This is a genomic window from Stenotrophomonas sp. YJH_SMC_40 (genome assembly GCF_059368615.1).
The window spans coordinates 1-26,831 of the sequence record NZ_JCAFRX010000003.1; the positions used below are offsets into that span (position 1 = coordinate 1).

The following is a 26,831-nucleotide window of genomic DNA, read 5'->3' on the forward strand; positions in this document are numbered from 1 at the left end:
CCACTCACCGACCTCCAACCCCCGCGCCTGCGGCGCTGCCCCCGAACTCCGGGGGCGGTAGTGCCGGCCGCTGGCCGGGTACGCTCGGCACATGCGTGCTGTCGCTCCCGCATTTCGCTGCGCGAACCGCGGGCCCCACTCACCGACCTCCAACCCCCGCGCCTGCGGCGCTGCCCCCGAACTCCGGGGGCGGTAGTGCCGGCCGCTGGCCGGGTACGCTCGGCACATGCGTGCTGTCGCTCCCGCATTTCGCTGCGCGAACCGCGGGCCCCACTTACCGGCCTCCAACCCCCGCGCCTGCGGCGCTGCCCCCGAACTTCGGGGGCGGTAGTGCCGGCCGCTGGCCGGCATCCCGATCAGCTCAGGGTGATTGCGGTTGCCGGCCAGCGGCCGGTACTACCGGGGGACGCCCAATTCCGAACCAGCCCAGCGTTACCCCGCACAGGGGGCCGATCAGCAGGGCGAAGGCGAGGGTGCCGACACCGACATTGCCGCCGAGCCACCAGCCCAGCAGCAGCACGCTGCCCTCGATCAGGCTGCGCACCTTCCAGATCGGCCAGCCGGTGCGGGCATGCAGGCCGGTCATCAGGCCGTCGCGTGGGCCGGGCCCGAGCTTGGCGCCGATGTACAGGCCGGTGGCCAGGGCGACCAGCAGCATGCCGGCGCAGAACATCGCCAGCTGCCAGCCAAGGCCGACCGCCGGGGGAAGCAACCACAGCCCGAACTGCGCGGATGGACCGATCAACATCACGTTGAGCACGGTGCCGACGCCCGGCTTCTGTCGCAATGGCCACCACAGCAGCAGCACCAGTGCACCGATCACATTGGTGGCCAGGCCGAACGATAGCGGCGTCTGTGCGGCGATGCCCTGCGACAACACGTCCCAGGGGGCCACGCCGATCGCTGCACGGATCATCAGCGAGGCGCCGAAGCCGTACAGGAACAGGCCGATGATCAGTTGCAGCAGACGCAGGGGCAGGGCGGTGGGCATGGTGGCGCTCGGGGAGAGGGGGGGGGGCTGTTTCCACCGTAATCCCGATTCAGTCACTCCCATAGATACAGATGCCGGCCGATCCACCGCTACAGGAGTCGTCGATCCTGCGTATGGGCCGTTCTGTGGAGCTGGGCCATGCTCCGGCTGCTTTGCCTGGCACCGCCAGCCGAACATGGCTCGGCACTGCACTGGCGTTCCAGCCTGGCTCAGTCGCCCCAGCCGGCCAGCGCCAGCTTGCCCACCGTGCGCCCGCTGGCCAAGCGCTGATGCGCGATGTCCAGATTCGCCGCATTGATCGCGCCCAGTGTCTCGCTGAGGGTGCCGCGCAGCTGGCCAGCGTCGATCATGCTGGCCGCGCGGCTGAGGATGCGGTGCTGTTCGATGCGGTCCGCCGTGGCGAAGCGCGAACGCGCGAACATGAACTCCCAGTGGATGCCGATGCACTTGGCCTTGTAGGGATCACCGATGCGCAGCGCGCCGCGCGGTTCGACGATGAGGCCGACATGGCCCTGTGGCGCCAGCAGCTGACCCAACGCATCCCAGTAATGGTCGGTGTCGGCCAGGTTGAGCGCGACCTGTACTGCGTCGATGCCCAATGCCTGCAGCTGGGGCAGCAGCGGCTGCCGGTGGTCGATTACATGCTGGGCACCCATCTGCCGGCACCAGTGGATCGATGATTCACGCGAGGCGGTGGCGATCACCTCGAATCCGGCATGCCGGCCCAGCTGGATCGCCATCGATCCAACACCGCCTGCTCCGCCGATCACCAGCAGGTGCTGGCCGGCATGGCGGCGATCATCCAGCTGCAATGGCATGCGCTGAAACAGCAGTTCCCATGCGGTGAGCGTGGTCAGTGGCAGTGCGGCCGCTTCGGCGAAGTCGAGCGTGGTCGGCTTGCGCGCTACCAGCCGTTCGTCCACAAGATGGAACTGCGCATTGCAGCCCGGCCGGGTGACATCACCGGCGTAGTAGACCTCGTCGCCGGACGCGAACAGGCTGGCGTCCTCGCCGATCGCTTCGACCACCCCGGCGGCGTCCCAGCCGAGTACGCGGGGTGCTTCGAGCGTGGCCGGATCGGTGGCCGCCCGCTGCTTGCCGTCGACCGGGTTCACCGAGACGGCCTCGACCCGGATCAGCAGGTCGCGGCCACCCGGAGGCAGCGGCGGGGGCAGGTGGATATCGCAGAGGGCGGGGGCGGATTCACGACTCAGGGCGACGGCTTTCATCTCGGCTCCGGCTGGGTACGTGGCTCCATCATAGAGTTCCTCACGTTTCAGCAGATACGCTGAATCGGGTGGAGCAAGCTGTTGCGCAATATGTCGTATTCCGCACTTAAACCCCGTCAAACCCTTGCAGCGTGAGGGTCTTGCGGATTTTCATCATCCTGTATAGGGTTTCAACGTCGGACCGGTGGAGGGTCGGGCGCGATACTTCACATGTTACGGGACTGTTAACATGACCTTCACCCGCCTGAGCATAATGTTCGCGGCGGTGGCGTGCTGAATCGGCTGTCGAACATCGACGCACTAGTGCTGGCCCATGCCTCTACCGGTTTCATACCCCCGAAATAGGAGCTGTACTCAATGAACAAGAAGATCCTTACTGCCGCGCTGCTGGGTGGTCTGGCTTTCGCCCAGGCTGCGTCCGCGCAGGAGTTCGATGACCGCTGGTACCTGACCGGTTCGGCCGGCTTCAACTTCCAGGACAGCGACCGCCTGACCAATGACGCTCCGTTCGTCACCCTGGGCCTGGGCAAGTTCATCAGCCCGAACTGGTCGCTGGACGGTGAGCTGAACTACCAGAACCCGAACTTCGACGCCAACAAGGACATGAACTGGTCGCAGTACGGCGTCTCGCTGGACCTGCGTCGCCACTTCATCAAGGAAGGCCGCGGCTGGAACCCGTACCTGCTGGCCGGCCTGGGCTACCAGAAGTCGGAAGAAGAGTACAACCCGATCAGCGGTGGCCTGGCTGACCGCAAGGACGGCAACTTTGCCGCCAAGGTCGGCGTCGGTCTGCAGACCACCTTCGAGAAGCGCGTTGCTGTCCGTGCCGAAGTCGCCTACCGCGCTGATTTCGACGACCAGAGCGTGAACCCGAAGCGTGCCGGCAACGATGAAAGCTGGTTCGGCGACGTGCTGGCTTCGGTCGGCGTCGTGATCCCGCTGGGCCCGGCTCCGGTCGCGGCTGCTCCGGCTCCGGCTCCGGTTGCCCCGAGCTGCGCCGACCTGGATGACGACGGTGACGGCGTCAACAACTGCGACGACAAGTGCCCGAACTCGCAGCCGGGTCAGACCATCGGTCCGGACGGTTGCCCGGTGCCGGTCTCCATCGACCTGAAGGGCGTCAACTTCGACTTCGACAAGTCGAACCTGCGTCCGGACGCCGTGGCGATCCTGAGCGAAGCCACCGAGATCCTGAAGCGTTACCCGGATCTGCGCGTTGAAGTCGCCGGTCACACCGACTCGAAGGGTACCGACGCTTACAACCAGAAGCTGTCGGAGCGTCGTGCTACCGCCGTGTACAACTACCTGACCAAGAACGGCGTTGACGCCGGTCGCCTGGTCGGCCCGATCGGCTACGGCGAGAGCCGTCCGATTGCTCCGAACACCAACCCGGATGGTTCGGACAACCCGGAAGGTCGCGCCAAGAACCGTCGTACCGAGCTGAACGTCCAGAACTAAGTTCTGACGCTCTGCCAGTAGGACACAGCAGGACCCGGCTTCGGCCGGGTCTTGTTGTTTCTGCGGCCCGGAATCCGGTGCCTGCCGGTCCGAGGGTAACCGTTCGTCGGGTTTTTGTCCGTAAAACCAATGGGTTGCCGTATTCATTGAAAGTGGCGCTTGAAAGCTGTCGCGGCATTGCTAAACTCGCCGCGTCACTTCCTTTCCTGGATGCCCTTCATGCTGCGCTCTGCATCGGCCGCCGTCCTGGCGCTGGCCCTGGTTCCCGCCGCCCACGCTGCGGTCGATTGCTCGGTCAACACCAGCGCCTCGCCGCTGCCGTTGCCGGCCACGACCATCGCGCCGGTGGCCGACGAGCTCTACATCCGTGGCAACCAGCTGGGCATGCCGGCCGGCGTGCTGAGCAGCAACTACGATCCGTCGCAGTCGCTGGACCAGGTGCTGCAGCGCCTGCGCATCGATGGCTGCCAGAACATCGCCAAGGCCATTCCGAGCGCACCGGCGGTGAAGCCGAACGATCCGGCGGCCTACAAGCCGCAGACCGAATTCGACAACACGCCCTGGCGCTTCGACATGAGCCAGAACGGCAAGCGCATGACCGCCGAAGAGTTCGACGCCTGGATGAAGGCGCGTGGCGTGCGTGTGGTCAAGGCGCGTCCGGCTCCGGCCGCCACTCCGGCCCCGGCCGAAGCACCGGCTGAGACCAAGCCGGTCGACAAGAAGTAAGCGCCGCGGGGAGCAGAGGCTTGCGCACGCGCCGCCCACCTGCCGCCCCCGCCGCCCGCTCCCACGCATCGCGTGGGCGTGCGACTCCCGCTGCCACCGCCGCCGGTGTCCGTCATGGCCTGGCGCGCGTGCTGTCCAAGGCCGGCGTGTGCTCGCGCAGCGAGGCCGCGCGCTGGATTGCCGACGGACGCGTACGCGTCTCCGGCCGCATCGTGCGGGATCCCGAGTTCCCGATTGGCCAGCCGGCGCCGCCGATCGAGGTCGATGGCCAGCCGATGGGCGCGCCGCAGCGCCTGTACCTGATGCTCAACAAGCCACGCGGGGTGGTGACCACCGCGCAGGACGAGCGTGGCCGCGACACCGTCTACCGCTGTTTCGATGGTGCAGGGCTGCCGTGGATCGCGCCGGTCGGGCGCCTGGACAAGGCCAGTGAAGGGCTGTTGCTGTTCAGCAACGATCCGCAGTGGGCCGCGCGCCTGACCGATCCGGAAACGGGTCCGCAGAAGACGTACCACGTGCAGGTCGACCGCCTGCCAGATGACGCCACGCTGGCGGCCCTGCAGGCCGGCGTGGAGGACGAGGGCGAGTTCCTCGTGGCCCAGGCCGTGCGCGTGCTGCGCAGCGGCGACAAGACCGCGTGGCTGGAGGTGGTCCTCGACGAGGGCCGCAACCGCCACATCCGCCGCCTGCTGGCGGCCTTCGACCTGCAGGTGCTGCGCCTGGTCCGGGTTGCGATCGGCGGGCTGCAGCTCGGCGATCTCGGCAAGGGTCAGTGGCGGATGCTGGAGGTCAATGACCAGCAGCGGCTGGGGGCCGCTGCACCGGGCTGATCATCGCCCGCGGCCGGCGGTTGCCGGCCACCGTTCCAGGCGTAGGGGGCGCCTGGTTGCTGAACTTCCCGAACGGAGCCTGCCCATGTACCACCCGACCCTCAACCAAACCCTGCGCTGCGCAGGCCTGCTGCTGCCGATGGTGCTGCTGACCGCCTGTGGTGGCCACAAGAAGGTGGCCAAGGCAGAAACGCCGGCCGAAACCCCGGTGGTGGAAGTGAAGACCCCGGAGCTGGATGGCCGCGGCAGCTACCGCTTCCTGATGAGCAACGGCGACAAGAAGATGACCGCCGACGAGTTCGATGCCTGGATGAAGGCCAACGGCATCCGCGTTGCCAAGGGCAACGGCCAGGACGCTGCCGCCAAGCCGGTGGTGGTGGCCAGCAAGGACGAGCCGAAGGGCAAGAAGAAAAAGAAGTGATGCCGGGAAGGTGCCGACCTCGGTCGGCACGCCCTCAAGCTCTGGTAGGTGCCGACCTTGGTCGGCACGCTTTGACCGCTGGGATCAACCCTTGATCACGCCCAGCTCGACACCGATGCGGGTGAACGCATCGATCGCGCGGTCCAGGTGCTCGCGGCTGTGCGCAGCGCTGATCTGGGTGCGGATGCGGGCCTGGCCCTTGGGCACCACCGGGAAGAAGAAACCGATCGCGTAGATGCCTTCTTCGAGCAGGCGCTCGGCGAACTTCTGCGCCAGCGGTGCGTCGTACAGCATCACCGGGCTGATCGGGTGCACGCCCGGCTTCACGTCGAAACCGGCGGCGACCATCTTTTCGCGGAAGTAGCGGGTGTTCTCCACCAAGGTGTCGCGCAGGTCGTCAGCGGCAGCCAGCATCTCGAATGCCTTGATGCCGGCGGCCACCACATGCGGCGGCAGCGAGTTGGAGAACAGGTACGGCCGCGAACGCTGGCGCAGCAGCTCGATCACCTCGGCGCTGGCGCAGGTGAAGCCGCCCAGTGCGCCGCCCATGGCCTTGCCCAGGGTGCCGGTGATGATGTCGATCTTCTCCAGCACGCCCTTCACTTCGGCAGAGCCGCGGCCGGTGGCACCGAGGAAGCCGGTGGCGTGGCATTCATCGATGTGCACCAGCGCGTTGTACTTCTTCGCCAGTGCGGTGATCTCGTCCAGCGGGGCAATGAAGCCGTCCATCGAGAACACGCCGTCGGTGGTGATCAGCTTGGTCTTGCAGCCGGCGGCATCGGCGGCCTGCAGCTGGGCTTCCAGGTCGGCCATGTCGCAGTTGGCGTAGCGGAAGCGCTTTGCCTTGCACAGGCGCACGCCGTCGATGATCGAGGCGTGGTTCAGTGCATCGGAAATGATCGCGTCGTTCTCACCGAGCAGCGGTTCGAACAGGCCGCCGTTGGCGTCGAAACAGGCCGCGTACAGAATGGTGTCCTGCTTGCCGAAGAAGTCGGCGATCTGCTTCTCCAGCTGCTTGTGCAGGTCCTGGGTACCGCAGATGAAGCGCACCGAGGCCATGCCGAAGCCGTGGGTATCCAGCGCATCCTTGGCGGCCTGGATCAGGTCCGGATGGTCGGCCAGGCCCAGGTAGTTGTTGGCACAGAAGTTCAGCACCTTGCGGCCATCCTCGAGGGTGATCTCGGCCGACTGCGGGCTGGTGATGATCCGCTCGGACTTGAACAGGCCCTGGGCGCGGATGGCGTCCAGTTCCTCGGCGTAGTGGCGGGTCAGGGCGGAGGAGGCGTCGGTCATGGCGTGGGCACGGCTCTGAACGGGGAAACCGTTGATTCTACCGGGCTACGACGGCCTTCGACCGGGCCGGGCAGGGCACCGCCACGGGTGACACATGTTGCATCGCAATAGCAAACGGGTTAAAAATTCGTGAACCGCGCCTGTCTGGCGCCGGTTGCCCGCTCCCCCTTCCCGCCCCCGCCACCCTCGGAGACGCCCATGAAGCACGCCCGTGCCTGCCTCGCCATTGCCGCTGCCCTGACCCTGGCCGCCCCGTTCGCCGCCAGCGCCCAGGAAAACGAATCGCCGTACAGCTGGAACGTCACCGCTGTTTCCGATTACCTGTTCCGTGGTGTGTCGCAGACCGACGAGGATCCGACCCTGCAGGCCGGATTCACCTACACCAGCCCGGTTGGCCTGTACGCAGGCGTGTGGGGCTCGGGCGTGGATTTTGGTGCGGGTGACCCGAAGACCGAGGTCGACTACCTGATCGGCTACGGCGTGGACGTCACCGAGCGCGTCAACTTTGACGTGCTGCTGAACCGCTACACCTACCTGAAGTCCAGCCACCAGAACTACAACGAGCTGATCACAACCACCACGCTGGATGACACCTACAAGCTGACGGTGGCCTACACCAACGATGTCTGGAACAGCAGCACCGATGGCTGGTACTTCGGCCTGGGCGGCAGCTGGGGCCTGCCGAAGGACTTCACCCTGAATGCCAACGTCGGTCGCAGCACCTTCGAAGACGGCATCGCCAAGGACTACACCGACTGGAACGTCGGCGTCGCGCGCCAGTTCGGCCTGTTCAACATCGGCCTGGGCTACTACGGCACCGACGGCAACGGCCGTGACAATTCCGGCAAGCTGGCCCACAGCCGCGTGATGCTGAGCGTCGCGATCGGTAACTGATGCGCCTTCGCTGATGTCCACGAAAAAGGCGCCCAATGGGCGCCTTTTTCAGTTCCAGCAGCATGCCTCACCCCGGCTGGGGGAGAGCCCCCTTGTTGTTCAAGGGGGCGCGCCGACGGCGCGGGGATAAGGAAACCTGCGGGGGAATTGACCCGAAGGGTCAATTCCAGCTGAGCACGACCTTGCCGGCCTTGCCTTCTTCCATCAGGTCGAAGCCCTTCTGGAAGTCGTCGATCGGCAGCTGGTGGGTCATCACCTTGCCGAGCGGGAAGCCGGACAGCACCAGCTGGGTCATCTTGTACCAGGTCTCGTACATCTTGCGGCCGTAGATGCCCTGCACGGTCAGGCCCTTGAAGATGATCTTGTCCCAGTCGCAGCCGGCGCCCTTGGGCATGATGCCGAGCATGGCGATCTTGCCGCCGTGGTACATGCAGTCGAGCATGTCGTTGAACGCGCGCGGGTTGCCGCTCATTTCCAGGCCCACGTCGAAGCCCTCCATGTGCAGTTCCTTCATCACGTCCTTCAGCGACTGGTTGGCCACGTTGACCACGCGGGTGGCACCCATGTCGGCGGCCAGCTTCAGGCGGAAATCATTGACGTCGGTCACCACCACGTTACGCGCACCGATGTGCTTGCAGATGCCGGCGGCGATGATGCCGATCGGGCCGGCACCGGTGATCAGCACGTCCTCGCCGATCACATTGAATTCCAGTGCACAGTGCGCGGCGTTGCCGTACGGGTCGAAGAACGCAGCCAGCTCCGACGGGATCTGGTCCGGGATCGGCCACAGGTTGCTGGCCGGCATCACCATGTATTCGGCGAAGGCGCCGTTGACGTTGACGCCGATGCCGACGGTGTTCGGGCACAGGTGCGGGCGGCCGCCACGGCAGTTGCGGCAGTGGCCGCAGACGATGTGGCCTTCGGCCGAGACGCGCTGGCCGATTTCATAGCCGGTCACGGCCGAGCCGAGTGCGGCGACGCGACCGACGAATTCGTGGCCGATGGTCAGGCCCGGCTTGATGGTGCGCTGGCTCCACTCGTCCCACAGGTAGATGTGCAGGTCGGTACCGCAGATCGCGGTTTTCTCCAGCTTGATCAGGACCTCGTTCGGGCCCGGGGTCGGCACCGGAACCTCTTCCAGCCAGATGCCCTTGGCCGCTTCACGCTTGACCAGGGCCTTCATCGTTTGCTGCGCCATCGGGGTGGAACTCATCAGGGGGAAAGCGCGGATTATAGGGTGCCGCGCGGATTTCCCATGTTGCGCTGCGGGTGCAGTGGCGGAACGAAAGGCGTGCGCAGGCGGGCGTTTCGAACGTGCCGCAAACAGCAGCGCCTCCTTGATTCCGGGGGAGGGGGCGTGGTCACCCTGGCCGGGACACGCAAAAGCCCATCCATGGTGCTCGATGGCGCCTTGCTCGTGCGCGCTGTCCTGCGCACACGGCAAGACCGGGGTTGGGCGTCCTGCCCAACCCGCCAGTCGCATGCGCCCGGCCCATGGCGCCAACGGTCCCGGCCAGGATGCTCTGGACGATTCCATGTGCGCGGCCGAGGTGCGCATGGCAGCGCAAGAAGTAGGCCCATGACTTCCGGGGTTCGGGCCGGGGCAGGGCGGCGGGCTACAATCGAGGGTTCCACTACCAGGGGCCGCTCCATGCGCTCGAACCTGCTTGCATTCTCCATCGTCGCCAGCCTCGGGCTGGCCCAGGTCGCCCATGCCGCTGAAGGCATGTGGGTGCCGCAGCAGCTGCCGGAAATCGCCGGCCCGCTGCAGAAGGCCGGCCTGAAGCTGTCCCCGGAACAGCTGTCCAACCTGACCGGCGACCCGATGGGCGCGGTCGTCGCCCTCGGCGGCTGCACCGCCAGCTTCGTCTCGCCGCAGGGCCTGGTGGTCACCAACCACCACTGCGCTTATGGCGCCATCCAGCTGAATTCGACCGCGCAGAAGAACCTGATCAAGGACGGCTTCAACGCGCCGACCCTGAAGGACGAACTGAGCGCCGGCCCGAACGCCCGCGTGTTCGTGCTCGACCAGATCACCGACGTCACCACCCAGGCCAAGGCCGCCATCGCTGCCGCCGGCAACGACCCGCTGGCCCGCAGCCGCGCGCTGGATGCCTTCGACAAGGCCCAGGTCGCCGCCTGTGAAGCCGATGCCGGCTTCCGCTGCCGCCTGTACAGCTTCTCCGGCGGCAACACCTACCGCCTGTTCCGCAACATGGAAATCAAGGACGTGCGCCTGGTCTACGCGCCCCCGGGCAGCGTCGGCAAGTTCGGCGGCGACGTCGACAACTGGATGTGGCCGCGCCACACCGGCGATTTCTCGTTCTACCGCGCCTACGTTGGCAAGGACGGCAAGCCGGCCGCCTTCGCCGCCGACAACGTGCCGTACCAGCCCAAGCACTTCCTGAAGTTCGCCGACCAGCCGCTGGGTGCCGACGACTTCGTGATGGTGGCCGGCTACCCGGGCCGCACCAACCGCTATGCACTGGCCGGTGAATTCAACGAAACCGCCAGCTTCACCTACCCGACCATCGCCAAGCACTACAACGCGGTGCTGAAGATGATCGCCGACGCCGGCAAGGCCGACGCCGACGTCAAGGTGAAGTACGCCGCCACCGCCGCCAGCATGAACAACGTGGCCAAGAACTACCTGGGCCAGCTGGAAGGCTTCAAGCGCATCGACGCCGCTGGCCAGAAGCAGGCTGAAGAAGCCGCCGTGCTGGCGTGGCTGAAGAAGCAGGGCGCTGCCGGCAAGCCGGCGCTGGCCGCACACGCACAGCTGCTCAAGCATCTGGATACCAGCAAGTCGACCCGCGAACGCGACCTGTTCGTCGGTCAGTTCAACAACACCTCGGCCGTTGGCGCGGCGATCACCCTGTACCGCCTGTCGATCGAGCGCAGCAAGCCGGATGCCGAGCGCGAAGCCGGTTACCAGGAACGCGACCTGACCACCATCGAAGGTGGCCTGAAGCAGATGGACCGCCGCTACGTGGCGAAGATGGACCAGCAGCTGCAGGCCTACTGGCTGGACCAGTACGTGGCCCTGCCGGCCGCACAGCGCGACAACGAAGTGCTGAACAAGTGGCTGGCCGGCAGCGATGCCGCTGCGGTGAAGTCGCTGGTGGGCAAGCTGTCGGGCACCGAGCTGGGCAGCCTGGACGCACGCTTGAAATGGTTCAAGGCCGACCGCGCCGCGTTTGAGGCCAGCAACGATCCGGCCATCCAGTACGCCGTGGCCGTCATGCCGGCGCTGCTGAAGCAGGAAGAGCAGAAGAAGATCCGCGAAGGCGAATCGCTGACCGCGCGCCCGCTGTACCTGCAGGCCGTGGCCGACTACAAGAAGAGCCAGGGTGAGTTCGTCTACCCGGACGCCAACCTGTCGCTGCGCATCACCTTCGGCAACGTCATGGGCTATGGCAAGGACGGCGTGAAGTACACCCCGTTCACCACCCTGGAAGGCGTGGCGGCGAAGGAAACCGGTGAGGATCCGTTCGATTCGCCGAAGGCGCTGCTCGATGCGGTCAAGGCCAAGCGTTACGGCGGCCTGGAAGACAAGCGCCTTGGTTCGGTGCCGGTGAACTTCCTGTCGAACCTGGACATCACCGGTGGCAACTCGGGTTCGCCGGTGCTGGATGCCAACGGCAAGCTGGTCGGCCTGGCCTTCGATGGCAACTGGGAATCGGTCAGCTCCAACTGGGTGTTCGACCCGGTGATGACCCGCATGATCGCCGTCGACAGCCGCTACATGCAGTGGATCATGCAGGAAGTGGCGCCGGCGCCGCAGCTGCTGAAGGAACTGAACCTGGCGAAGTGAGGTAGTGCCGGCCGCTGCCGGCAACCTCGACCAGACAGCCGGAGTTTCCGAAACCCCGCGACTCACGTCGCGGGGTTTTTTCATGCCCGGCCCGGCCCGGTGCGCCGAACAGGTATCATCCCTGTTCCGCGTACTTCACAGGATGTGAACGAAACGCGGAAACCTCCTCCCCCCAGGACCCCTTGCACGCATGCGCATCCTGCTTGCCCGCCACGGCGAAACGCCGTGGAACGCCGAAGGCCGCTACCAGGGCCAGATCGATATTCCGCTTTCGCCGATCGGTGAAGCCCAGGCCCAGGCACTGGGTGCCCGCCTGGCCTCGGTGGACATCACCCGTGCCGTCGCCTCGCCGCTGTCGCGCGCGCAGCGCACCGCGCAGCTGGCGCTTGGCGCCGCCCGCGCCGACATGCTGCTGACCGAGCCGGAGCTGCAGGAAATCGCCCACGGTGAATGGGAAGGGTTGCTCGCCAGCGAGATCCACGAGAAGGATCCGTCGCGCCTGCAGGCCTGGCGCGAGGAGCCGGATACGGTGCTGATGCCCGGCGGCGAATCGCTGCGCCTGGTGCTGGAGCGCAGCTGGCGTGGGCTGGCGCGTGCCACCGAAGGCCTCGGCGAGCACGACACTCTGCTGGTGGTTGCGCACGATGCGGTCAACCGCGTGATCCTGTGCAAGGTGCTGGGCCTGCCGCTTTCCCGCCTGTGGACCTTCCGCCAGGCACCGACCACGCTCAACCTGCTCGAAGGCGCCGACCTGGACAGCCTGGAAGTGGTGCGCCTGAACGACTGCGCCCACCACACGCCGTTCTTCGGCGAAGCCAAGCACCGCGCCCTCTGATCCATCCCCCGCATCAACTGCTTCTGCTGGAACCGCTGCCGTGACGAACACCCCGACCACCCTGGCCGACTGGCTGGACTACATTGAACGCCAGCACCCGGCGAGCATCGACATGGGCCTGGAGCGCGTGCGCGCCGTGGCCGCGGCGATGGGCCTGGGCGCGCCGGCCAAACGCACCATCGTGGTCGGTGGCACCAACGGCAAGGGCTCAACCGTGGCTTTCATCGAAGCCATTGCACGCGCCGCCGGCTGGAAGGTCGGTGCCTACACCTCGCCGCACCTGCTGCGCTACAACGAGCGCGTGCGCATCGACGGCCAGGACGTGGACGATGCCGCGCTGGTCGCCGCGTTCAATGCCATCGAAGCCGTGCGTGGCGAGATCACGCTGACCTATTTCGAGTACGGCACGCTGGCCGCGCTGCAGCTGTTCGCCGACGCCGGGCTGGACCTGGCGGTACTGGAAGTGGGCCTGGGCGGCCGCCTCGATGCGGTCAACATCGTGGACGCCGACGTGGCGGTGATCACTACCGTGGACATCGACCATGCCGAGTGGCTGGGCGAGGATCGCGAGGCGATCGGGACCGAGAAGGCCGGCATCATCCGCGGCTGGAAGCCGGTGATCCTGGGCGAGACCGATCCGCCGTCGAGCGTGCTGCGCCGTGCCTACCTGGTTGGCGCCAATGCGATCCGTGGTGGCAGCGACTATTTCTACGAGCCGATCGATGCGCAGCGTTGGCGCTGGCGCGATGTCGGCCTGCGCATGGAACTGCCGACCCCGGCGCTGGCCGGCCCGATCCAGCTGGCCAATGCGGGTGCCGCCATCGCCGCGCTGCGCGCGCTGGACAAGCCGGTGCCGCGTGCGGCGTGGGCCGCCGGTGTCGCAGCGGCACGCATTTCCGGCCGGCTGCAGGCATTCGAGCGCGATGGCGTGCAGATCCGCGTCGACGTCGGCCACAACCCGCAGGCGGCGGGCCAGCTGGCGCGTGCGCTGAAGGCCGAGGTCTCTGCCGGGCGCACCCTGGCGGTGTACGCCGCGCTGCAGGACAAGGACGCAGCGGGGGTGGTGCAGGCGCTGGAGGACGTAGTGGGCGAGTGGACCCTGGCCGGGCTGGAAGGCCCGCGCGGGCAGAGCGCCGTCCAGCTGCAGGCACGCCTGGCCGGCACCGCCGCCGCCACGGCGCTGCTGGCTGACAGCGTCGAACAGGCACTGGCGCAGGTGCTGGCCCAGGCCGAGCGCGGTGACCGCGTGCTGGTGTTCGGCTCCTTCCATACCGCTGCCGCCGCCCTGCAATGGCTGCAGGGCGATGCCTGATACGCGTTCAGCCAACGCCGACGCCGTCCGGTCCGGCACCCGTATAATCGATGCCAATCTCCGGACAGTTGCCTGCCTCACGTGGATACGCCTCTGAAACAGCGTCTGATTGGTGCCATCGTGCTGGTGGCACTGGCCGTGATTTTCCTGCCGATGCTGGTCAAGGGGCCGGCACCGGACAGCGGCGTGGCCAATGTGCCGATCGCCGCGCCGGATGCACCGGCCGATGGCCAGTTCGAAACCCGTGAGCTGCCCCTGGTCGCCCCGGCCGGTGGTGCCACCGGCCTGCAGACCGGGCAGGCCAAGCCGCTGCAGGACGCCGCCACGCCGGCCACTCCGCCGACCGTGGACACCTCGCCGACGGTCGCCGCCGGCAACTATGCGGTTACCTTCGGTGCCTACGGCAGCAAGGCCGACGCCGATGCGGTGATCGCCTACCTGAAGCGCTCGCAGCTGCCGGGCTTCGCCGAAACGGCGACCATCAACGGCCGCCAGGCATGGCGCGTGCGCGTGGGGCCGTACGCCGACCGTGCACAGGCCGAGGCCGCCCGCCTGCAGGCGGTGAAGATCCGTGCCGATGTGAAGGCCGAAGTGATCACCCTGGATGCCGCAGCGGACAGCAGCGCCCCGGTGGCAGCCACCCCGGCACCGGCTACGCCGAGCGCCAGTACCCCATCCGCCGCCACCGCGCCGTCGGCCAGCAGCAACCCGGTGCGCAGTGAAAGCCTGCCGCCGAGTACGCCGACTGCAACGACCACTCCGGCGGCCAAGCCCGAGCCGCCGAAGCCGGCGCCGAAGCCCGAAACCCCGAAGCCCGAGCCGAAGCCGGAGGCCACCGCCAGCAAGCCGGCAACGGCCCCGGCCACGCCGGCAGCGCCGGCCGCCAGCGGCGTCGGCTTTGCCGTGCAGCTGGGCGCGTTCGGCCAGGCCAACGATGCCAACGCCCTGCGCGACAAGGTCCGCGCCGCCGGCTTCAGTGCTTTTGTCGAGCAGGTGCGCACCGAAAAGGGCACCCTGCATCGCGTCCGCGTCGGGCCGGTGGCCAACCGTGGCGATGCCGAGCAGCTGAAGGCGCAGGTTGCCGCCAAGGTCGGCGTGGCCGGCATGGTCCGACCGCACCCATGACCCACGCGCAGCCTCGTTGCCAGCGCCGCCGAAGGAGCGGGGCGCCATGATCGACGTGGTGCTGCTGATCGTGATCGCCGCCTCCACCCTGCTGGGGATGCTGCGCGGCTTCGTGGGAATCGTCATCGGCACCCTGTCGTGGCTGCTGGCCGCGTGGGCGGCCTTCGCCTTCGGCAATGACGCCGCCCATTGGTGGGCCGCCCCGGCGGCCCCCGGTGGCGAACACTTCGTCGGTGGCTACCTGGGGGTCGGCATCGGCGTGATGATCGTGGTCGCGGTGATCGGCATGGTCATCAAGGCTCTGGTCCACCGCAGCATGCTGACCAGCCTGGACCGCCTGCTGGGCGGGGTGCTGGGCGCCGTGCGGGGCGGCCTGATCGCCGCGATCCTGCTGCTGCTGGGCAGTTTCACCCCGTTGACTGCCGAGCCCTCCTGGCAGCGCTCGGCGGTGCGCCCGCTGCTGAACCCCACCGTTGCCTGGATGAACAGCAAGCTGCCGCACTGGGAGGTTCCCGGGGCCGATCTGCTGCCCAAGGCCTTGCCGACCGACGCGCTGTCCCCATCTGCATTGATGGAGTTGGGCAAGAACGCAGGCGCCGGGTTGGGAAAGCCGGGCGCGGCAGGCGATAATGGCATCCTCAACCAGGTAGTGGCAGGCAGCGGATGGCTGCGGCCTGCGAAAGCGGAACAGGGCGATTCCTACGATCCGGCCGAAGTGCGTCCGGACGCCCCAGCACTGCCGGACAGTATCGAGCCGGGCGATCCGGCCAATGTCGACCGCAGGCGCGGCGACCACCGCGGCCAGGTACGGCCACCTTCCTTGTAACTGGGCACAGCCCAGCGGAGACCTCGCACCATGTGTGGCATCGTCGGAATCGTCGGCAACCAGAACGTCGCCGGGCAGTTGTATGACGGCTTGACCGTCCTCCAGCACCGTGGCCAGGACGCGGCGGGCATCGCCACCGCCAACGGCAGCCGCCTGCGTGTGCAGAAGGCCACCGGCCTGGTCCGCGATGTGTTCGATGCCCGCACCATGTCCACCCTGGAAGGCAGCGTCGGCATCGCCCACGTGCGTTACCCGACTGCCGGTTCGGAAGGCATGGACGAGGCGCAGCCGTTCTACGTCAATTCGCCGTACGGCATCGCGCTGGCCCACAACGGCAACCTGATCAATACCGAGGCGCTGCGCCAGCAGGTGTTCGAACAGGACCGCCGCAACGTCAACACTGATTCGGACAGCGAAGTGCTGCTGAACGTGTTCGCCTACGAACTGGAGCAGCAGCGCCAGCTGAGCCCGGAAGCCGCGATCCGCGCGGTGGCTGGCGTGCACCGCCGCTGCAAGGGTGGCTATGCAGTGGTCAGCGTGGTGCTGGGCCTGGGCCTGGTCGCCTTCCGCGACCCGCATGGCATCCGTCCGCTGGTGTTGGGCAAGCGCAGCCATGCCGAGGGCGACGAGTACATCGTGGCGTCCGAGTCGGCCGCGCTGGACGTGCTGGGCTTCCAGCGCGTGCGCGATGTGCAGCCGGGCGAAGCGCTGGTGATCACCGCGCGTGGCGAGCTGTTCTCGGAGATCTGCGCCGAGCCGGCCGAGCACACCCCGTGCATCTTCGAATACGTGTATTTCGCACGCCCGGATTCGATGATCGACAACGTGTCGGTGCACAAGGCGCGCATGCGCATGGGCATCAAGCTGGGCGAGAAGATCCTGCGCCTGCGCCCGGACCACGACATCGACACCATCATCCCGATCCCGGATACCTCGCGCGACGCTGCGCTTGAGATCTCCAACGTGCTCGGCGTGAAATACCGCGAAGGCTTCATCAAGAACCGCTACATCGGCCGTACCTTCATCATGCCGGGGCAGGGCGAACGCGTGAAGTCGGTGCGTCGCAAGCTCAACCCGATCCACCTGGAGTTCCGCAACCGCGTGGTGCTGCTGGTGGACGATTCGATCGTGCGTGGCACCACCAGCCAGCAGATCGTGCAGATGGCCCGTGACGCGGGCGCGCGCAAGGTCTACCTGGCCAGCGCCGCGCCGCCGGTGCGCTACCCGAACATCTACGGCATCGACATGCCGGCGGCCGAGGAACTGGTCGCGCACAACCGCACCGTGGAAGAGATCGAAGCCCACCTGGGCTGCGACTGGCTGATCTACCAGGACCTGGAAGACATGGAAGCGGCAGTGAGCGAGGGCAATCCGGCGCTGCGCAACTTCGATTCGTCCTGCTTCAACGGCCACTACCCGACCGGCATTGAACCGGGCTACTTCGAGCGCATCCAGCAGCTGCGTTCGGACGACGCCAAGCACAAGCGCCGCGCCTGAGGACCAGGCGTGGTTGACGTGCCCGACGTTGCTGGCGACCTGCTGCGCGCAGCGCAGCAGTGCCTGGCCGAAGCCGACCCGCTGCGCAAGGTTGCGCTGACCCAGGCCTACGCCGCTGCGTTCCGTGCCGGCCGCCTGAAGGTGGCTGCCGACGCGCCACCGCCAGAGCCGATCCGCATGCCGGGCCGGCCGGCACAGCTGGTGCTGGTGCACCCGCGCGAAGTGCCGCGGCGCGGACTGGGCGGTGTGGAAGGACGGGCTGCCTTCATCCACGCCATCGCGCATATCGAACTCAACGCGATCGACCTGGCCTGGGACGCGGTGTACCGCTTCCGCGGCCTGCCGCCGGCGTTCCATGCCGACTGGGTCAGCTGTGCCGACGACGAATCGCGGCACTTCATGCTGCTGCGGGAGCGCCTGCAGGTGCATGGCCACGACTACGGCGACTTCCCCGCGCACAACGGCCTGTGGGAAATGTGCGAAAAGACCGCGCACGATGGCCTGGCACGCATGGCGCTGGTGCCGCGCGTGCTGGAAGCGCGCGGCCTGGACGTGACGCCCGGCATGATCGAGAAACTGCGCAATGTCGGCGATGGCGAGACCGCCGATGTGCTGGAAGTGATCCTGCGCGAGGAAGTGGCACATGTGGCTGCCGGTTCGCGCTGGTACCGCTGGTACTGCGACCGCGCCGGCGTCGAGCCGCGCGCACGTTTCAAGGAACTGCTGGTGGAGTACGCCGGCGGCTACCTGCACGGACCGTTCAACATGGAAGCGCGCCTGCTGGCCGGTTTCGATGCGGATGAGCTCGCCAACCTGGTCGAACAGGCCGGTTGAAGAAAAGGGGACGGAGGGGATCAAGTCGTTTGTGGCACAAACGACTTGATCCCCTCCGTCCCCTTTTCTCAGGCGTTCGGCAACACCACGCGCTTGCCATCCACCGTCGGCCGGTTGATGTAGAACAGGCCGGGACCCGGCCGGTAGGGCAGTTCGCTGACGCCGGCATCGGCCGCGTAGGTCAGTGCGGTGTCGCCCAGTGCATCGAAGTTCCAGTGCGCCGATTGCATCAGGTAACGCCGGCGCAGCAGCGCCTCCTGTGTCTGCGTCAGCGGCTGTCCGGTCACCAGGCGCCGTGCGATCGGCTGCAGGGGGGACGGGAGCTCCCAGCCAGGAACCTCGGCGGCATTGGCGGTCCATTGCACGCCGGCGTCGATGGCCTGCTGCTGCATCACCTGCAGTGCAATCAGCTGGTAACGCCAGTCGATGCGCCGACGCAGCACCACCGCGGCAGTCACATACAGCACCGGTGACAACAGCACGCTGCGGCTGCCGGCGCGACGCTGCTGCTGCCACTGGTGCCAGACATCCACCCAGACCTCCTTCTCACCCACGCCCAGCTGCTGGCGCCAGCGTTCGGCATCGGCCTGTGCTTCGGCGTAGACCGTGGTGGCCCGCAGCAACGCCAGTGGAGGGACCTGGTAGTCGGCAACCGCGGGGCGGCGCAACTGTTGCCGGCGCGGGCGGCTGAGCAGCTTGGGACCTTCTTCCAGCTGGTTGTAGCCACCGCCGATATTCGCGTGTACGCCGGGTAGGGCGATCTCGGCAAACGGCGGTGCCACGCTGGTCAACGGATAGTGCTGGCGATGTTCATCGCGTGCAGTGAGCTGCACGACGCGACCGGCGATGCCGCTGTGCAGGGCCAGCTGCGGCCGCTCATCGGCGCGGCCGCCATTGACTGCGACAACGGTGTCGAACAGCCCGATGAAGCGCAGCACCGGCGTGGCCGGGGCGAAGTTCGCAGTGCAGGACAGGCCGGCGGCCTGCAGCAGCTGGCGCCAGCGCACGCTGTCCCAGCCCTGCAGTTGGTTGGCGATGTCACGTGCGGCAGCAGCACCGCGTGAATAACCGAACAGGTCCAGCTGCACGCCATGCAGCGGTCGCTGCCAGCGTGCGGATAGTTGCGCCAGCGCGGCCGGCAGCAGCACCTGCAGCGCGCGCTGCACTTTCGCGCGAACGCCACTGGCACCGATGCCGAAGGCCAGCCCGATCAGATCGTCGTCGGCATCATCGCGGGTACCCACGCCTTCGACATAGATCGACAGCGAGGGAGCGGCCATCGCATCACGGCGGCTGTCCGGATACAGCTGCTGCAGGCGCGCGATGTTGGTCAGGCCGTTGTCGTAGCTGCTGGTCAGCCGGCTCTGGTAGGTCGAATCATCGTCCGCGCGCAGCTGCGCCGGTCGAGGCTGCGGAACCTGCGGACGGCCGCGCGCCAGGTTGTGTGCGTTGTTGCGGGTGCCGTCGAAGAACAGGCCGATCCGCAGCAAGCCGACATCTTCGTCCGTGTCCTTCGCTGGTGCCATGTGCATTCCCCGTCGTGGCCGCGTCACGGTAGCGCGAAAGCGGTGTATTGGCGAAGTGTAGTGACGCTTTTGACCTTACTTAACGCAGATGCGGTCGATCACAGTTCCTGATTTTCATTCCCATCTTCTATTGAATTCACACGACCCGCGCGGGCCATATGGCCAAACCCGGCAAACCCGGGCGTGCTGCATCAACGCTGTTCACATCATTCAAGGAGCGACGCAATGTTGTCCAGATCGATTGGCAAAGCGGCAGGTGGCCTGGTGTTGGGTTTGTCGGTGGCGGCAGCCGCGCATGCGGCACCGTTGTTCGAACCGGTGACGGTCATCAGCCGGGCATCGGCCAACAGCGAGCCTGCACTCGGCAAGCTGCTGGCCACCCCGTCCACGGCGACGGTGCAGGAAGTGCGTGTCGACGCGGCGGCTACGGCGCAGCCGCAGCTGGAATTCGAGCTGCTCGGCAAACGGGTGCAGGCGGTGCGCAGCAAGGTCGAGGCGCTGCCCGATGGTGGCAGCATCTGGTACGGCCAGTTCCGTTCGCCGTCCGACCGGTTGACCGCCGCCACCTCCAGCGGCCAGGACGATCCGGGCAATTCGTTGATCCTGGTACGTTCGGGCGACACCATCACCGGTTCGATCCGCAAGGACGGCAAGCTCTATCGCCTGCGTCCACTGGGTAACCGCCACGTGCTGGTCGAAGTCGACGAATCGAGGATGCCAGCCGATCATCCGGCTGACTACAACCAGCTGCCGAAGATCCCGATGGCCGACAACGACCACATCGGCATCGCGCAGGCCTCGTCGGGAACGCCGGCGACCATCCGCGTGCTGGTGGTGGCGACCAATGCGGCGGTCACTGCCTATGGCGGCAACATGCAGTCGCTGGTGCAGCTGGCGGTGGCCGAGTCCAACCAGGGTTACGTCAACAGCAACGTTGGAATCACCATGCAGCTGGCCGGTTACGAGACCACCAGTTACACCGAGTCCGGCAGCTTCGATACCGATCTGGCGCGCTTCCGCGGCACCAGTGACGGCTACATGGACAGCATCCACACCAGCCGCAACAACACGGCGGCCGACGTGGGCGTGCTGCTGATCAACAACACGGCGTACTGCGGCCTGGCGTCGGGGATCGGCTCGACGGCGTCGACGGCGTTCGCTGCGGTGTACTGGGATTGCGCAACCGGCTACTACTCGTTCGCGCACGAGATCGGCCATCTGCAGAGCGCGCGGCATGACATCGCCACCGACTCGAGCACCTCGCCCTACGCCTATGGCCACGGCTATCGCTACGAGCCTGCCACCGGCACCGGTTGGCGCACGATCATGGCCTACAACTGCACCCGTAGCTGCCCGCGCCTGAACTACTGGTCGAACCCGAACATCAGCTACAACGGCATCCCGATGGGCAATGCCAGTACCGCCGACAACCAGCGCGTGCTGGTCAATACCAAGGCCACCATCGCGGCCTTCCGCTGAGGCCAGGCGCCGACCAGGGGCGGCGTCTACCCGGGCACGTGCACCTGCCCGGGTAGATGCCAACCTTGGTTGGCACCCTCGGACCCATCATTCGCGCGCGAGCGTATCCAGCGAACAGCCGCCGGCATCCACGCGCAGCACCGAACCCTGCTCGTACCAGTCGCCCAGCACGATGCGGGTGCAGGCACGGCCACCGGCCTGCAGCGAATGGATCGCCGGGCGGTGGGTGTGGCCATGGATCATCGTGTCCACGCCATGGCGCGCGAACGTGGCATCGACTTCGGACGGCGCCACGTCGGTGACGGTCTCGAACTGCGCGCGATCACCCTGCTTCATTTCCGACTGGCGGGCCTGGCTGGCTTCGCGCGCCTTCTGCGCGAACGCGATACGCGCTGCCAGCGGCTGTGACAGGAACTGTGCCTGGAACGCCGGGTCACGCGTCTGTGCACGGAACTGCTGGTAGGGAATGTCATCGGTGCACAGCAGGTCACCGTGCTGCAGCAGCACCGGGCGACCGTAGAGGTCGATCATGCACGGGTCGGGCAGGATGCGCAGGCCGGCACGGCGCGCGTAGTCCTCGCCAAGCAGGAAGTCACGGTTGCCGCGGATGAAGTACACCGGCACGCCGCTGTCGGACAGCACCTTCAGTGCATCGGCCACTGCGTCGGCGGCGGGCGAGGGAGTGTCGTCACCGATCCAGGCTTCGAACAGGTCGCCGAGGATGTACAGCGCATCGGCGCCGGGCGCCTGCTCGCGCAGGAAGCGCAGGAACAGGTCGGTGATCTCCGGACGGCTGGGGTCCAGGTGCAGGTCGGAAATGAACAACGTGGTCATGCGGGCATTCTAGGGCATCAACGATGACGGTAGCGCCGCCGGCATCGTGGGGATCAGATCCCTCCCCGAAGGAAAACGGATCTGACCCCGGGGGCTACACCGGCAACGGCAACCAGGCCAGGCTGGCCGAGGCCAGCCCGATGGCGATGCCGGTGGCGGCCAGCACATCGGACGGGTAGTGCAGGCCGAGTACCACCCGCGACAGCGCCACGCCCGCGGTGAACGGCACCAGCAGTGGCGCCAGCCACGGGTAATAGGCCAGCGCCACGATGGTGAACGACACCGCGTGCAGGGTATGCCCGGAGGGGAAGCTGAACTCGTCCAGCGGTGCCACCCAGGCACGGATGCGCAGGTCGGCGGCATACGGGCGCGGGCGCCGGGTCCAGCGCTTGAGGCCCTTGTACAGCAACAGCGCGGCCAGGCCGGTGGCGGCCATGTGCACCGATGCGCGCAGGCCGTCGAAGCCATCAAGCAGCACCAGGGCGCCCATCAGCACATACCAGAACACGCCATCACCGAGCCGGCTGATGACCGCGAACAGGCGGCGCACACGGCGGCGGCGGCAGTAGTGGTTGGCCCGCCGGCACAGGCGCGCTTCGCGGTCGGCCAGCAGTTCAAGCCGCGTTGTGCGCATGGCCGGTCCTCCGCGACTGGGCCAGTTCGGCCAGCAGGGCGTCGAATTCCGCCACCACCTGCTGCGGATGCAGGCGCTTCATGGCGCGTGCGGCGTTGCTGCCCAGCACGTGGCGCTGCGCGTCATCCGCGGCCAGTTGCACGGCCGCGTCGATGAACTGCTCGTCGTTGTCCACTGCGGCGCCATTCTCGCCATTGCGCAGGTACTCGCGCGCCGCGCCATAGTCGAAGGCCACCGTTGCCACGCCGCTGGCCATGCTTTCAAGGGTCACGTTGCCGAAGGTCTCGCTGCGGCTGGGGAACAGGAACAGATCGCCGCTGGCAAAATGACGTGCAAGCGCATCGCCGCGCTGGATGCCGCAGAAGATGAAATCGGGATTTTCATGCGCCAGCTTTTCGCGGGCAGGGCCATCGCCCACCCACACAAAGCGCGCCCTGGGGCGGATCTGCTGCAGCCGGCGGAAGGCCTTCACCGCCAGCCCGAGGTTCTTCTCCGCGGCGATGCGGCCGACGTAGATCGCCACCAGGCCGTTGCCGTCCACGCCCCACTCTTCGCGCAGGGCAGGGTCACGGCGGTTCGGATCGAACTGCTGGCTGTCGACCGCGCGCGCCAGCAGGCGCACGCGTTCGAAGCCCTGTTCGCCGAGGAACTGCTGCAGTTCGCGGGTAGGTACCAGGGTTGCATCGGCCTGGTTGTGGAAGCGGCGCATCCAGCGCATCGCGGCGGCCTGCAGCCAGGCCACGCCGTAGTCGGGCAGGTACTCGTCGAAGCGGGTGTGGAAGCCACTGGCCACCGGGATGCCGAGGCGCCGTGCGGTGCGCACCGCCGACCAGCCCAGTGGGCCTTCGGTGGCGACATAGACGGCATCCGGGCGTTGCTGCTGCCAATGGCGACCGAGCCGGATCGGTGCCGGCATGCCGAAGCGCAGGCCGGGGTAGCGCGGCAGGGCGGCGCCGGGAACCAACAGGGTGCCCGGTGCGGAGTCCAGCGCTTCGTTGGCCTGGCGGGGCCGGATCAGGTCGATCTCATGGCCGGAATTGCGCAGTCCCTGCTCCAGCCCCTGCACGGTGAGGGCAACGCCGTTCACTTCCGGCGGATAGGTCTCGGTGACGATGGCATAGCGCATGGCGGGCCTCCGGGTTTCCGGCATGCTCGGGCCTGGCGATGTAGCCGATGTGACCGCTTTGCGACCGGCAGATGACGCGGCCGGAAGCGTACGCCACCACGGCCCCGAAGGGCCGTGGTGGGCACCGTGCGTGGTGCGTGGATCAGAAGCGCTGCTGGTATTTCATGTAGATGAAACGGCCGATGTCGAAGCCACCGTAGTAGGAGAAGTTGGCACTCGGCTGGCTGTACATGGCCGGGCCCTGGCGGCCAAAGACGTTGTTGGCGCCGATTGAAACGGTGGCGTCCCACGGCAGGCTGTAGCGCGCCTGCACGTCATGGAAGGTGACCGATCCACGACGGTTGTAGTCGCGCGTACCGCTGAACCACGGCGCGCGCTGGTCGGGGTGGGAACACTCGTTCGGATAATCCTCCGCACCCAGGCAGCGTTCCTTGACGGCGGAGAAGTAACGCAGGCCCCAGGTCAGGCCGAGGTTGCCATGCTCCCAGCCCAGCGACGCGTTGGAGCGCACGCGGAAGCCGATGCCGCCGTTGGTGGCAATGCCATTGCTGGGGATGGCCGGTACGCCGGCTTCGTTGGTGGTCTTCTCTTCGGCGTTGACCACATAGGTGGACTTCCAGTCAGCGCTCAACCTGCCCCAGCGGGTTTCGACCTTGTGGCCGATCTCCAGGTCGTAGCCTTCTGCCTGGCGGAAGCCGCTGTTGCGGTTGCCGAAGTTGAGTTTGTTGACGATGCCCAGCTCCGGGTCGCGGGTGAAGCTGCTGCAGCGCTCGGCAATACCCAGCTCGTAGCAGTCGCGAAGGATGTCGTTGGGATGGTCGGAGACGATGGTGTTGTCGATGCGGATCTTCCACCAGTCCAGTGCGATGTGAAGCCCTTCGGCGAACGTCGGGCTCCAGACCAGGCCCAGAGTGCGGCTGGTCGAAGTTTCCGGCTGCAGGTCGGGATTGGAGCCGTTGGTGAAGGGCAGGGGCGTCTGCCCACTGCTGCCGGTGATGGGTTCATTGCCCTGGCCGAGCTGGCGGTAGGTGTCGGCGTTGGCGATGTCGGCAGCACAGCGCGCGCGGACCTCGGCACTGCTTGCGGCTGCGCCATGGACCGTATCGCAGGGATCGCGGAAGCCGGTGGTGAACGTCTCCGAGCCGCCGCCGTACAGGTTGGCGATGGTCGGCGCACGGAAGCCCTGTGCCCAGGTGCCGCGGACCAGCAGCTGATCGATCGGCTTCCAGGTGAAGCCGAACTTGCTGTTGAGGGTTCCGCCGAAGGTGGAGTAGTCCGAGTACCGCGTCGCCGCGCTGAGGGTGAGTTCGCGGGCGCCGGCGAGGTCGCGCAGCACCGGCACGCTCAGTTCCAGGTAGGCTTCGTCGACGCGGTAGCCGCCACCGGTGGGGCCTGCCGCCAGGTTGGTGGTGGCACCGGTCTGCGCAAGCGCATCGGGGATGAAGCGGCCGTCCTCGCGGCGGCTCTCGGCCCCCACGGCGAAGCCCAGCTCACCGGCGGGCAGGCTGGCAAGGCTGCCGCTGAGGTTGGCGAACAGGTTGCGGGTGGTGGTGCGGCCGCGGGTGAGTTCTTCCGGGAACAGCCAGTCCTGGAGCTCCGTGTTGCCGGTCAGGCCATAGGGATCGTCCTGGCCATACGGAACCAGCGGGTTCCAGGGTTTGCAGCCTGCGATCGGCGCATCCGGCGTTCCGCATTCGACCTTGCCGGTTGCCGGGTTGTAGAACGAAGGACCGGTGGCATCGGCCACGCGCTGCTTGTGCAGGTTGCCGGTGGCACGTTGGGTCAGCTCACTGCGGTTGTACTGATAACCCGCTTCCCAGTCGAAGTCGCGACCGCCGAATTCGAAGTTGCCCTCGAGTGCCGCGACGGCCTGCCAGGTGGTCAGATCGCTGGTGCTGACGCGAGGAATCTCCCAGGTACGACGGTTCCAGTGCACATCGCTGGGCGTGTCGTAGCCGTGATGGCTGCCGAACGGGTTGAACCAGCTGTCGGCCGACATCGGGGTGATGCCGGCTGGGCCGGACTGGAAGGGATAGCCGGCAATCTGGCGCGTGGTGGTGCGCCGGTTGTAGGCCAGCTGGGTGTTGAAACGGACCTGGTCGTTCAGCTCCACGCGCGCATCGACGAAGATCGAATCGCGCTTGATCGGCGTCTGCAGATGCATCTGCTCGTTGCTGTTGCTGACATCGCCGGTGAACGGTGTGTTGTCGCTGAGGTGAAAGCTGTCCGGCCCGCCCGGCTGGCTGCCACGGTCGAGCGAATAGCTGCAGCCCCGGCTGTTGCTGCAGCCGGGGCCCTTGAAGCCGGTGATGCGACCCCATTGGCCGACCGTGGTCCAGCCGTCATCCGCGTGGCCGTCGGTATAGGTATAGGCACTGAAGCCGCGGTCCCTGGCCCAGACGCCCTTTTCTTCGACATGCTCGGCAGCAACGCTGATGGAAGCACGGTCATTGGACCAGCCGGCAACCACGTCGTACTGGGTACGGGCACCGTCGCCTTCACTGTATTGGCCGTGATAGACGTTGGCGGTTACACCCTGAACGTTGCGCCGGGTGATGATGTTCACCACGCCGGCCATCGCGTCGGACCCGTAGATGGCCGAGGCACCATCCTTGAGCACTTCCATGCGTTCCACCGCAGCGGCAGGAATGCTGGAGATGTCCTGAAAACCCGAAGTGGTCATGCCCAGCCGCTTGCCGTTGACCAGCACCAGGGTGCGCTGGGCACCGAGACCACGCATGTTCACGTAGCTGCCGCCGGCGGCTTCGCCAGCGCTCAACGGGCTGGCGCGGCTCAATGCCGGGCTGCCGGTCGCGGTCAGGTTCTGCAGGATGTCGGCAACGGAGTTGAAGCCCTGTCGCTCGATGTCGGCGCGGCTGACGGTCAGCACCGGCTGTGCGGTTTCCAGGTCGACCTGGCGGATGCGTGAGCCGGTGATTTCGATGCGGTCCAGCGTGGTGGCTTCCGGTGCCTGCTGCGCGAGCGCCGGAACGGCCAGGGTTGTGGTCGCCGTGATTGCAAGCGCACGACGGATCGCCAGCCCCAGTGCGGGAATACGGATGGTCATGGGTGTCTCTCTCTCAGTCTTCGAAGTCTTCGGTGCGCAGCCAAGCGGGCCGCGCCAACGCCACCGCAGGCGGTGGTTGT

Annotated in this window: 22 protein-coding genes; 13 read left to right on the forward strand and 9 right to left on the reverse strand. The window is 66.9% G+C overall.

Annotated features, from left to right (window positions below):
- Positions 1-361 precede the first annotated feature (361 nt).
- Together yczE and AC5P6X_RS05670 are read right to left on the reverse strand one after the other, a co-directional pair.
- Entirely contained in the window at positions 362-991 is a 630-nt protein-coding gene (gene yczE, locus AC5P6X_RS05665) for a membrane protein YczE (RefSeq protein ID WP_005408232.1), read from the reverse strand.
- A 209-nt stretch (positions 992-1,200) separates the two neighbouring features.
- Positions 1,201-2,220 (reverse strand): zinc-binding alcohol dehydrogenase family protein, encoded by a 1,020-nt coding sequence (locus AC5P6X_RS05670; protein WP_108270715.1) that lies wholly within the window; start codon positions 2,218-2,220, stop codon positions 1,201-1,203.
- A gap of 357 nt (positions 2,221-2,577) precedes the next feature.
- Here AC5P6X_RS05670 and AC5P6X_RS05675 point away from each other — a divergent pair, with 357 nt between their 5' ends.
- From AC5P6X_RS05675 to AC5P6X_RS05690, 4 genes are all read left to right on the forward strand, one after another.
- Positions 2,578-3,678 (forward strand): OmpA family protein, encoded by a 1,101-nt coding sequence (locus AC5P6X_RS05675; RefSeq protein WP_005408234.1) that lies wholly within the window; start codon positions 2,578-2,580, stop codon positions 3,676-3,678.
- A gap of 219 nt (positions 3,679-3,897) precedes the next feature.
- Positions 3,898-4,404: a hypothetical protein gene (locus tag AC5P6X_RS05680; RefSeq protein WP_005408235.1), complete on the forward strand. Its 507-nt coding sequence runs from the start codon at positions 3,898-3,900 to the stop codon at positions 4,402-4,404.
- 20 nt (positions 4,405-4,424) lie between these two features.
- Complete coding sequence (locus AC5P6X_RS05685; RefSeq protein WP_005408236.1) at positions 4,425-5,234, forward strand: pseudouridine synthase; 810 nt, start codon at positions 4,425-4,427, stop codon at positions 5,232-5,234.
- Positions 5,235-5,319: 85 nt separating this feature from the next.
- Positions 5,320-5,655 carry a hypothetical protein gene (locus AC5P6X_RS05690; RefSeq protein ID WP_005412356.1) on the forward strand — a complete coding sequence of 112 codons (336 nt, stop codon included), beginning with the start codon at positions 5,320-5,322 and terminating at the stop codon, positions 5,653-5,655.
- A gap of 84 nt (positions 5,656-5,739) precedes the next feature.
- Here the strand turns inward: AC5P6X_RS05690 and kbl are convergent, their stop codons facing one another.
- On the reverse strand, positions 5,740-6,948 hold the full coding sequence (kbl, locus tag AC5P6X_RS05695) for a glycine C-acetyltransferase (protein WP_005408238.1): 1,209 nt from the start codon (positions 6,946-6,948) through the stop codon (positions 5,740-5,742).
- A gap of 198 nt (positions 6,949-7,146) precedes the next feature.
- Here kbl and AC5P6X_RS05700 point away from each other — a divergent pair, with 198 nt between their 5' ends.
- A complete protein-coding gene (locus AC5P6X_RS05700) occupies positions 7,147-7,842 on the forward strand; it encodes a TorF family putative porin (protein ID WP_108270719.1) in 696 nt (231 codons plus the stop codon).
- Between the two features lie 160 nt (positions 7,843-8,002).
- Here the strand turns inward: AC5P6X_RS05700 and tdh are convergent, their stop codons facing one another.
- Entirely contained in the window at positions 8,003-9,025 is a 1,023-nt protein-coding gene (gene tdh, locus AC5P6X_RS05705) for an L-threonine 3-dehydrogenase (RefSeq protein WP_010483949.1), read from the reverse strand.
- Positions 9,026-9,493: 468 nt separating this feature from the next.
- Here tdh and AC5P6X_RS05710 point away from each other — a divergent pair, with 468 nt between their 5' ends.
- The 7 genes from AC5P6X_RS05710 (at position 9,494) to AC5P6X_RS05740 (ending at position 18,085) form a co-directional block, all read left to right on the forward strand.
- The gene (locus AC5P6X_RS05710; protein ID WP_005408241.1) at positions 9,494-11,656 is read left to right on the forward strand and encodes a S46 family peptidase; all 2,163 of its coding nucleotides are present in this window, start codon (positions 9,494-9,496) and stop codon (positions 11,654-11,656) included.
- 190 nt (positions 11,657-11,846) lie between these two features.
- Positions 11,847-12,491: a histidine phosphatase family protein gene (locus AC5P6X_RS05715; protein ID WP_005408242.1), complete on the forward strand. Its 645-nt coding sequence runs from the start codon at positions 11,847-11,849 to the stop codon at positions 12,489-12,491.
- 40 nt (positions 12,492-12,531) lie between these two features.
- Entirely contained in the window at positions 12,532-13,803 is a 1,272-nt protein-coding gene (folC, locus tag AC5P6X_RS05720; RefSeq protein WP_024956070.1) for a bifunctional tetrahydrofolate synthase/dihydrofolate synthase, read from the forward strand.
- A gap of 81 nt (positions 13,804-13,884) precedes the next feature.
- Positions 13,885-14,928: an SPOR domain-containing protein gene (locus AC5P6X_RS05725; RefSeq protein ID WP_005408244.1), complete on the forward strand. Its 1,044-nt coding sequence runs from the start codon at positions 13,885-13,887 to the stop codon at positions 14,926-14,928.
- A gap of 46 nt (positions 14,929-14,974) precedes the next feature.
- Positions 14,975-15,754: a CvpA family protein gene (locus tag AC5P6X_RS05730; RefSeq protein ID WP_012479253.1), complete on the forward strand. Its 780-nt coding sequence runs from the start codon at positions 14,975-14,977 to the stop codon at positions 15,752-15,754.
- 30 nt (positions 15,755-15,784) lie between these two features.
- Positions 15,785-17,251: an amidophosphoribosyltransferase gene (purF, locus tag AC5P6X_RS05735; protein ID WP_005408246.1), complete on the forward strand. Its 1,467-nt coding sequence runs from the start codon at positions 15,785-15,787 to the stop codon at positions 17,249-17,251.
- Positions 17,252-17,260: 9 nt separating this feature from the next.
- On the forward strand, positions 17,261-18,085 hold the full coding sequence (locus tag AC5P6X_RS05740) for a ferritin-like domain-containing protein (RefSeq protein WP_049449919.1): 825 nt from the start codon (positions 17,261-17,263) through the stop codon (positions 18,083-18,085).
- A gap of 68 nt (positions 18,086-18,153) precedes the next feature.
- Here AC5P6X_RS05740 and AC5P6X_RS05745 read toward each other — a convergent pair whose 3' ends face one another.
- A complete protein-coding gene (locus AC5P6X_RS05745; RefSeq protein ID WP_049449918.1) occupies positions 18,154-19,611 on the reverse strand; it encodes a T6SS phospholipase effector Tle1-like catalytic domain-containing protein in 1,458 nt (485 codons plus the stop codon).
- Between the two features lie 225 nt (positions 19,612-19,836).
- Here AC5P6X_RS05745 and AC5P6X_RS05750 point away from each other — a divergent pair, with 225 nt between their 5' ends.
- Positions 19,837-21,090 (forward strand): zinc-dependent metalloprotease, encoded by a 1,254-nt coding sequence (locus tag AC5P6X_RS05750; protein WP_049449917.1) that lies wholly within the window; start codon positions 19,837-19,839, stop codon positions 21,088-21,090.
- 87 nt (positions 21,091-21,177) lie between these two features.
- Here AC5P6X_RS05750 and lpxH read toward each other — a convergent pair whose 3' ends face one another.
- From lpxH to AC5P6X_RS05770, 4 genes are all read right to left on the reverse strand, one after another.
- Positions 21,178-21,924: a UDP-2,3-diacylglucosamine diphosphatase gene (lpxH, locus tag AC5P6X_RS05755; protein ID WP_049449915.1), complete on the reverse strand. Its 747-nt coding sequence runs from the start codon at positions 21,922-21,924 to the stop codon at positions 21,178-21,180.
- Positions 21,925-22,018: 94 nt separating this feature from the next.
- Positions 22,019-22,558, reverse strand: coding sequence for a phosphatase PAP2 family protein (locus AC5P6X_RS05760; RefSeq protein ID WP_005408251.1), 540 nt, complete (start codon positions 22,556-22,558; stop codon positions 22,019-22,021).
- Complete coding sequence (locus tag AC5P6X_RS05765; RefSeq protein WP_049449914.1) at positions 22,539-23,684, reverse strand: glycosyltransferase family 4 protein; 1,146 nt, start codon at positions 23,682-23,684, stop codon at positions 22,539-22,541. The genes AC5P6X_RS05760 and AC5P6X_RS05765 overlap by 20 nt, the downstream gene beginning before the upstream one ends.
- Before the next feature lie 142 nt (positions 23,685-23,826).
- On the reverse strand, positions 23,827-26,751 hold the full coding sequence (locus AC5P6X_RS05770) for a TonB-dependent receptor plug domain-containing protein (protein WP_005408253.1): 2,925 nt from the start codon (positions 26,749-26,751) through the stop codon (positions 23,827-23,829).
- Positions 26,752-26,831: the final 80 nt, after the last annotated feature.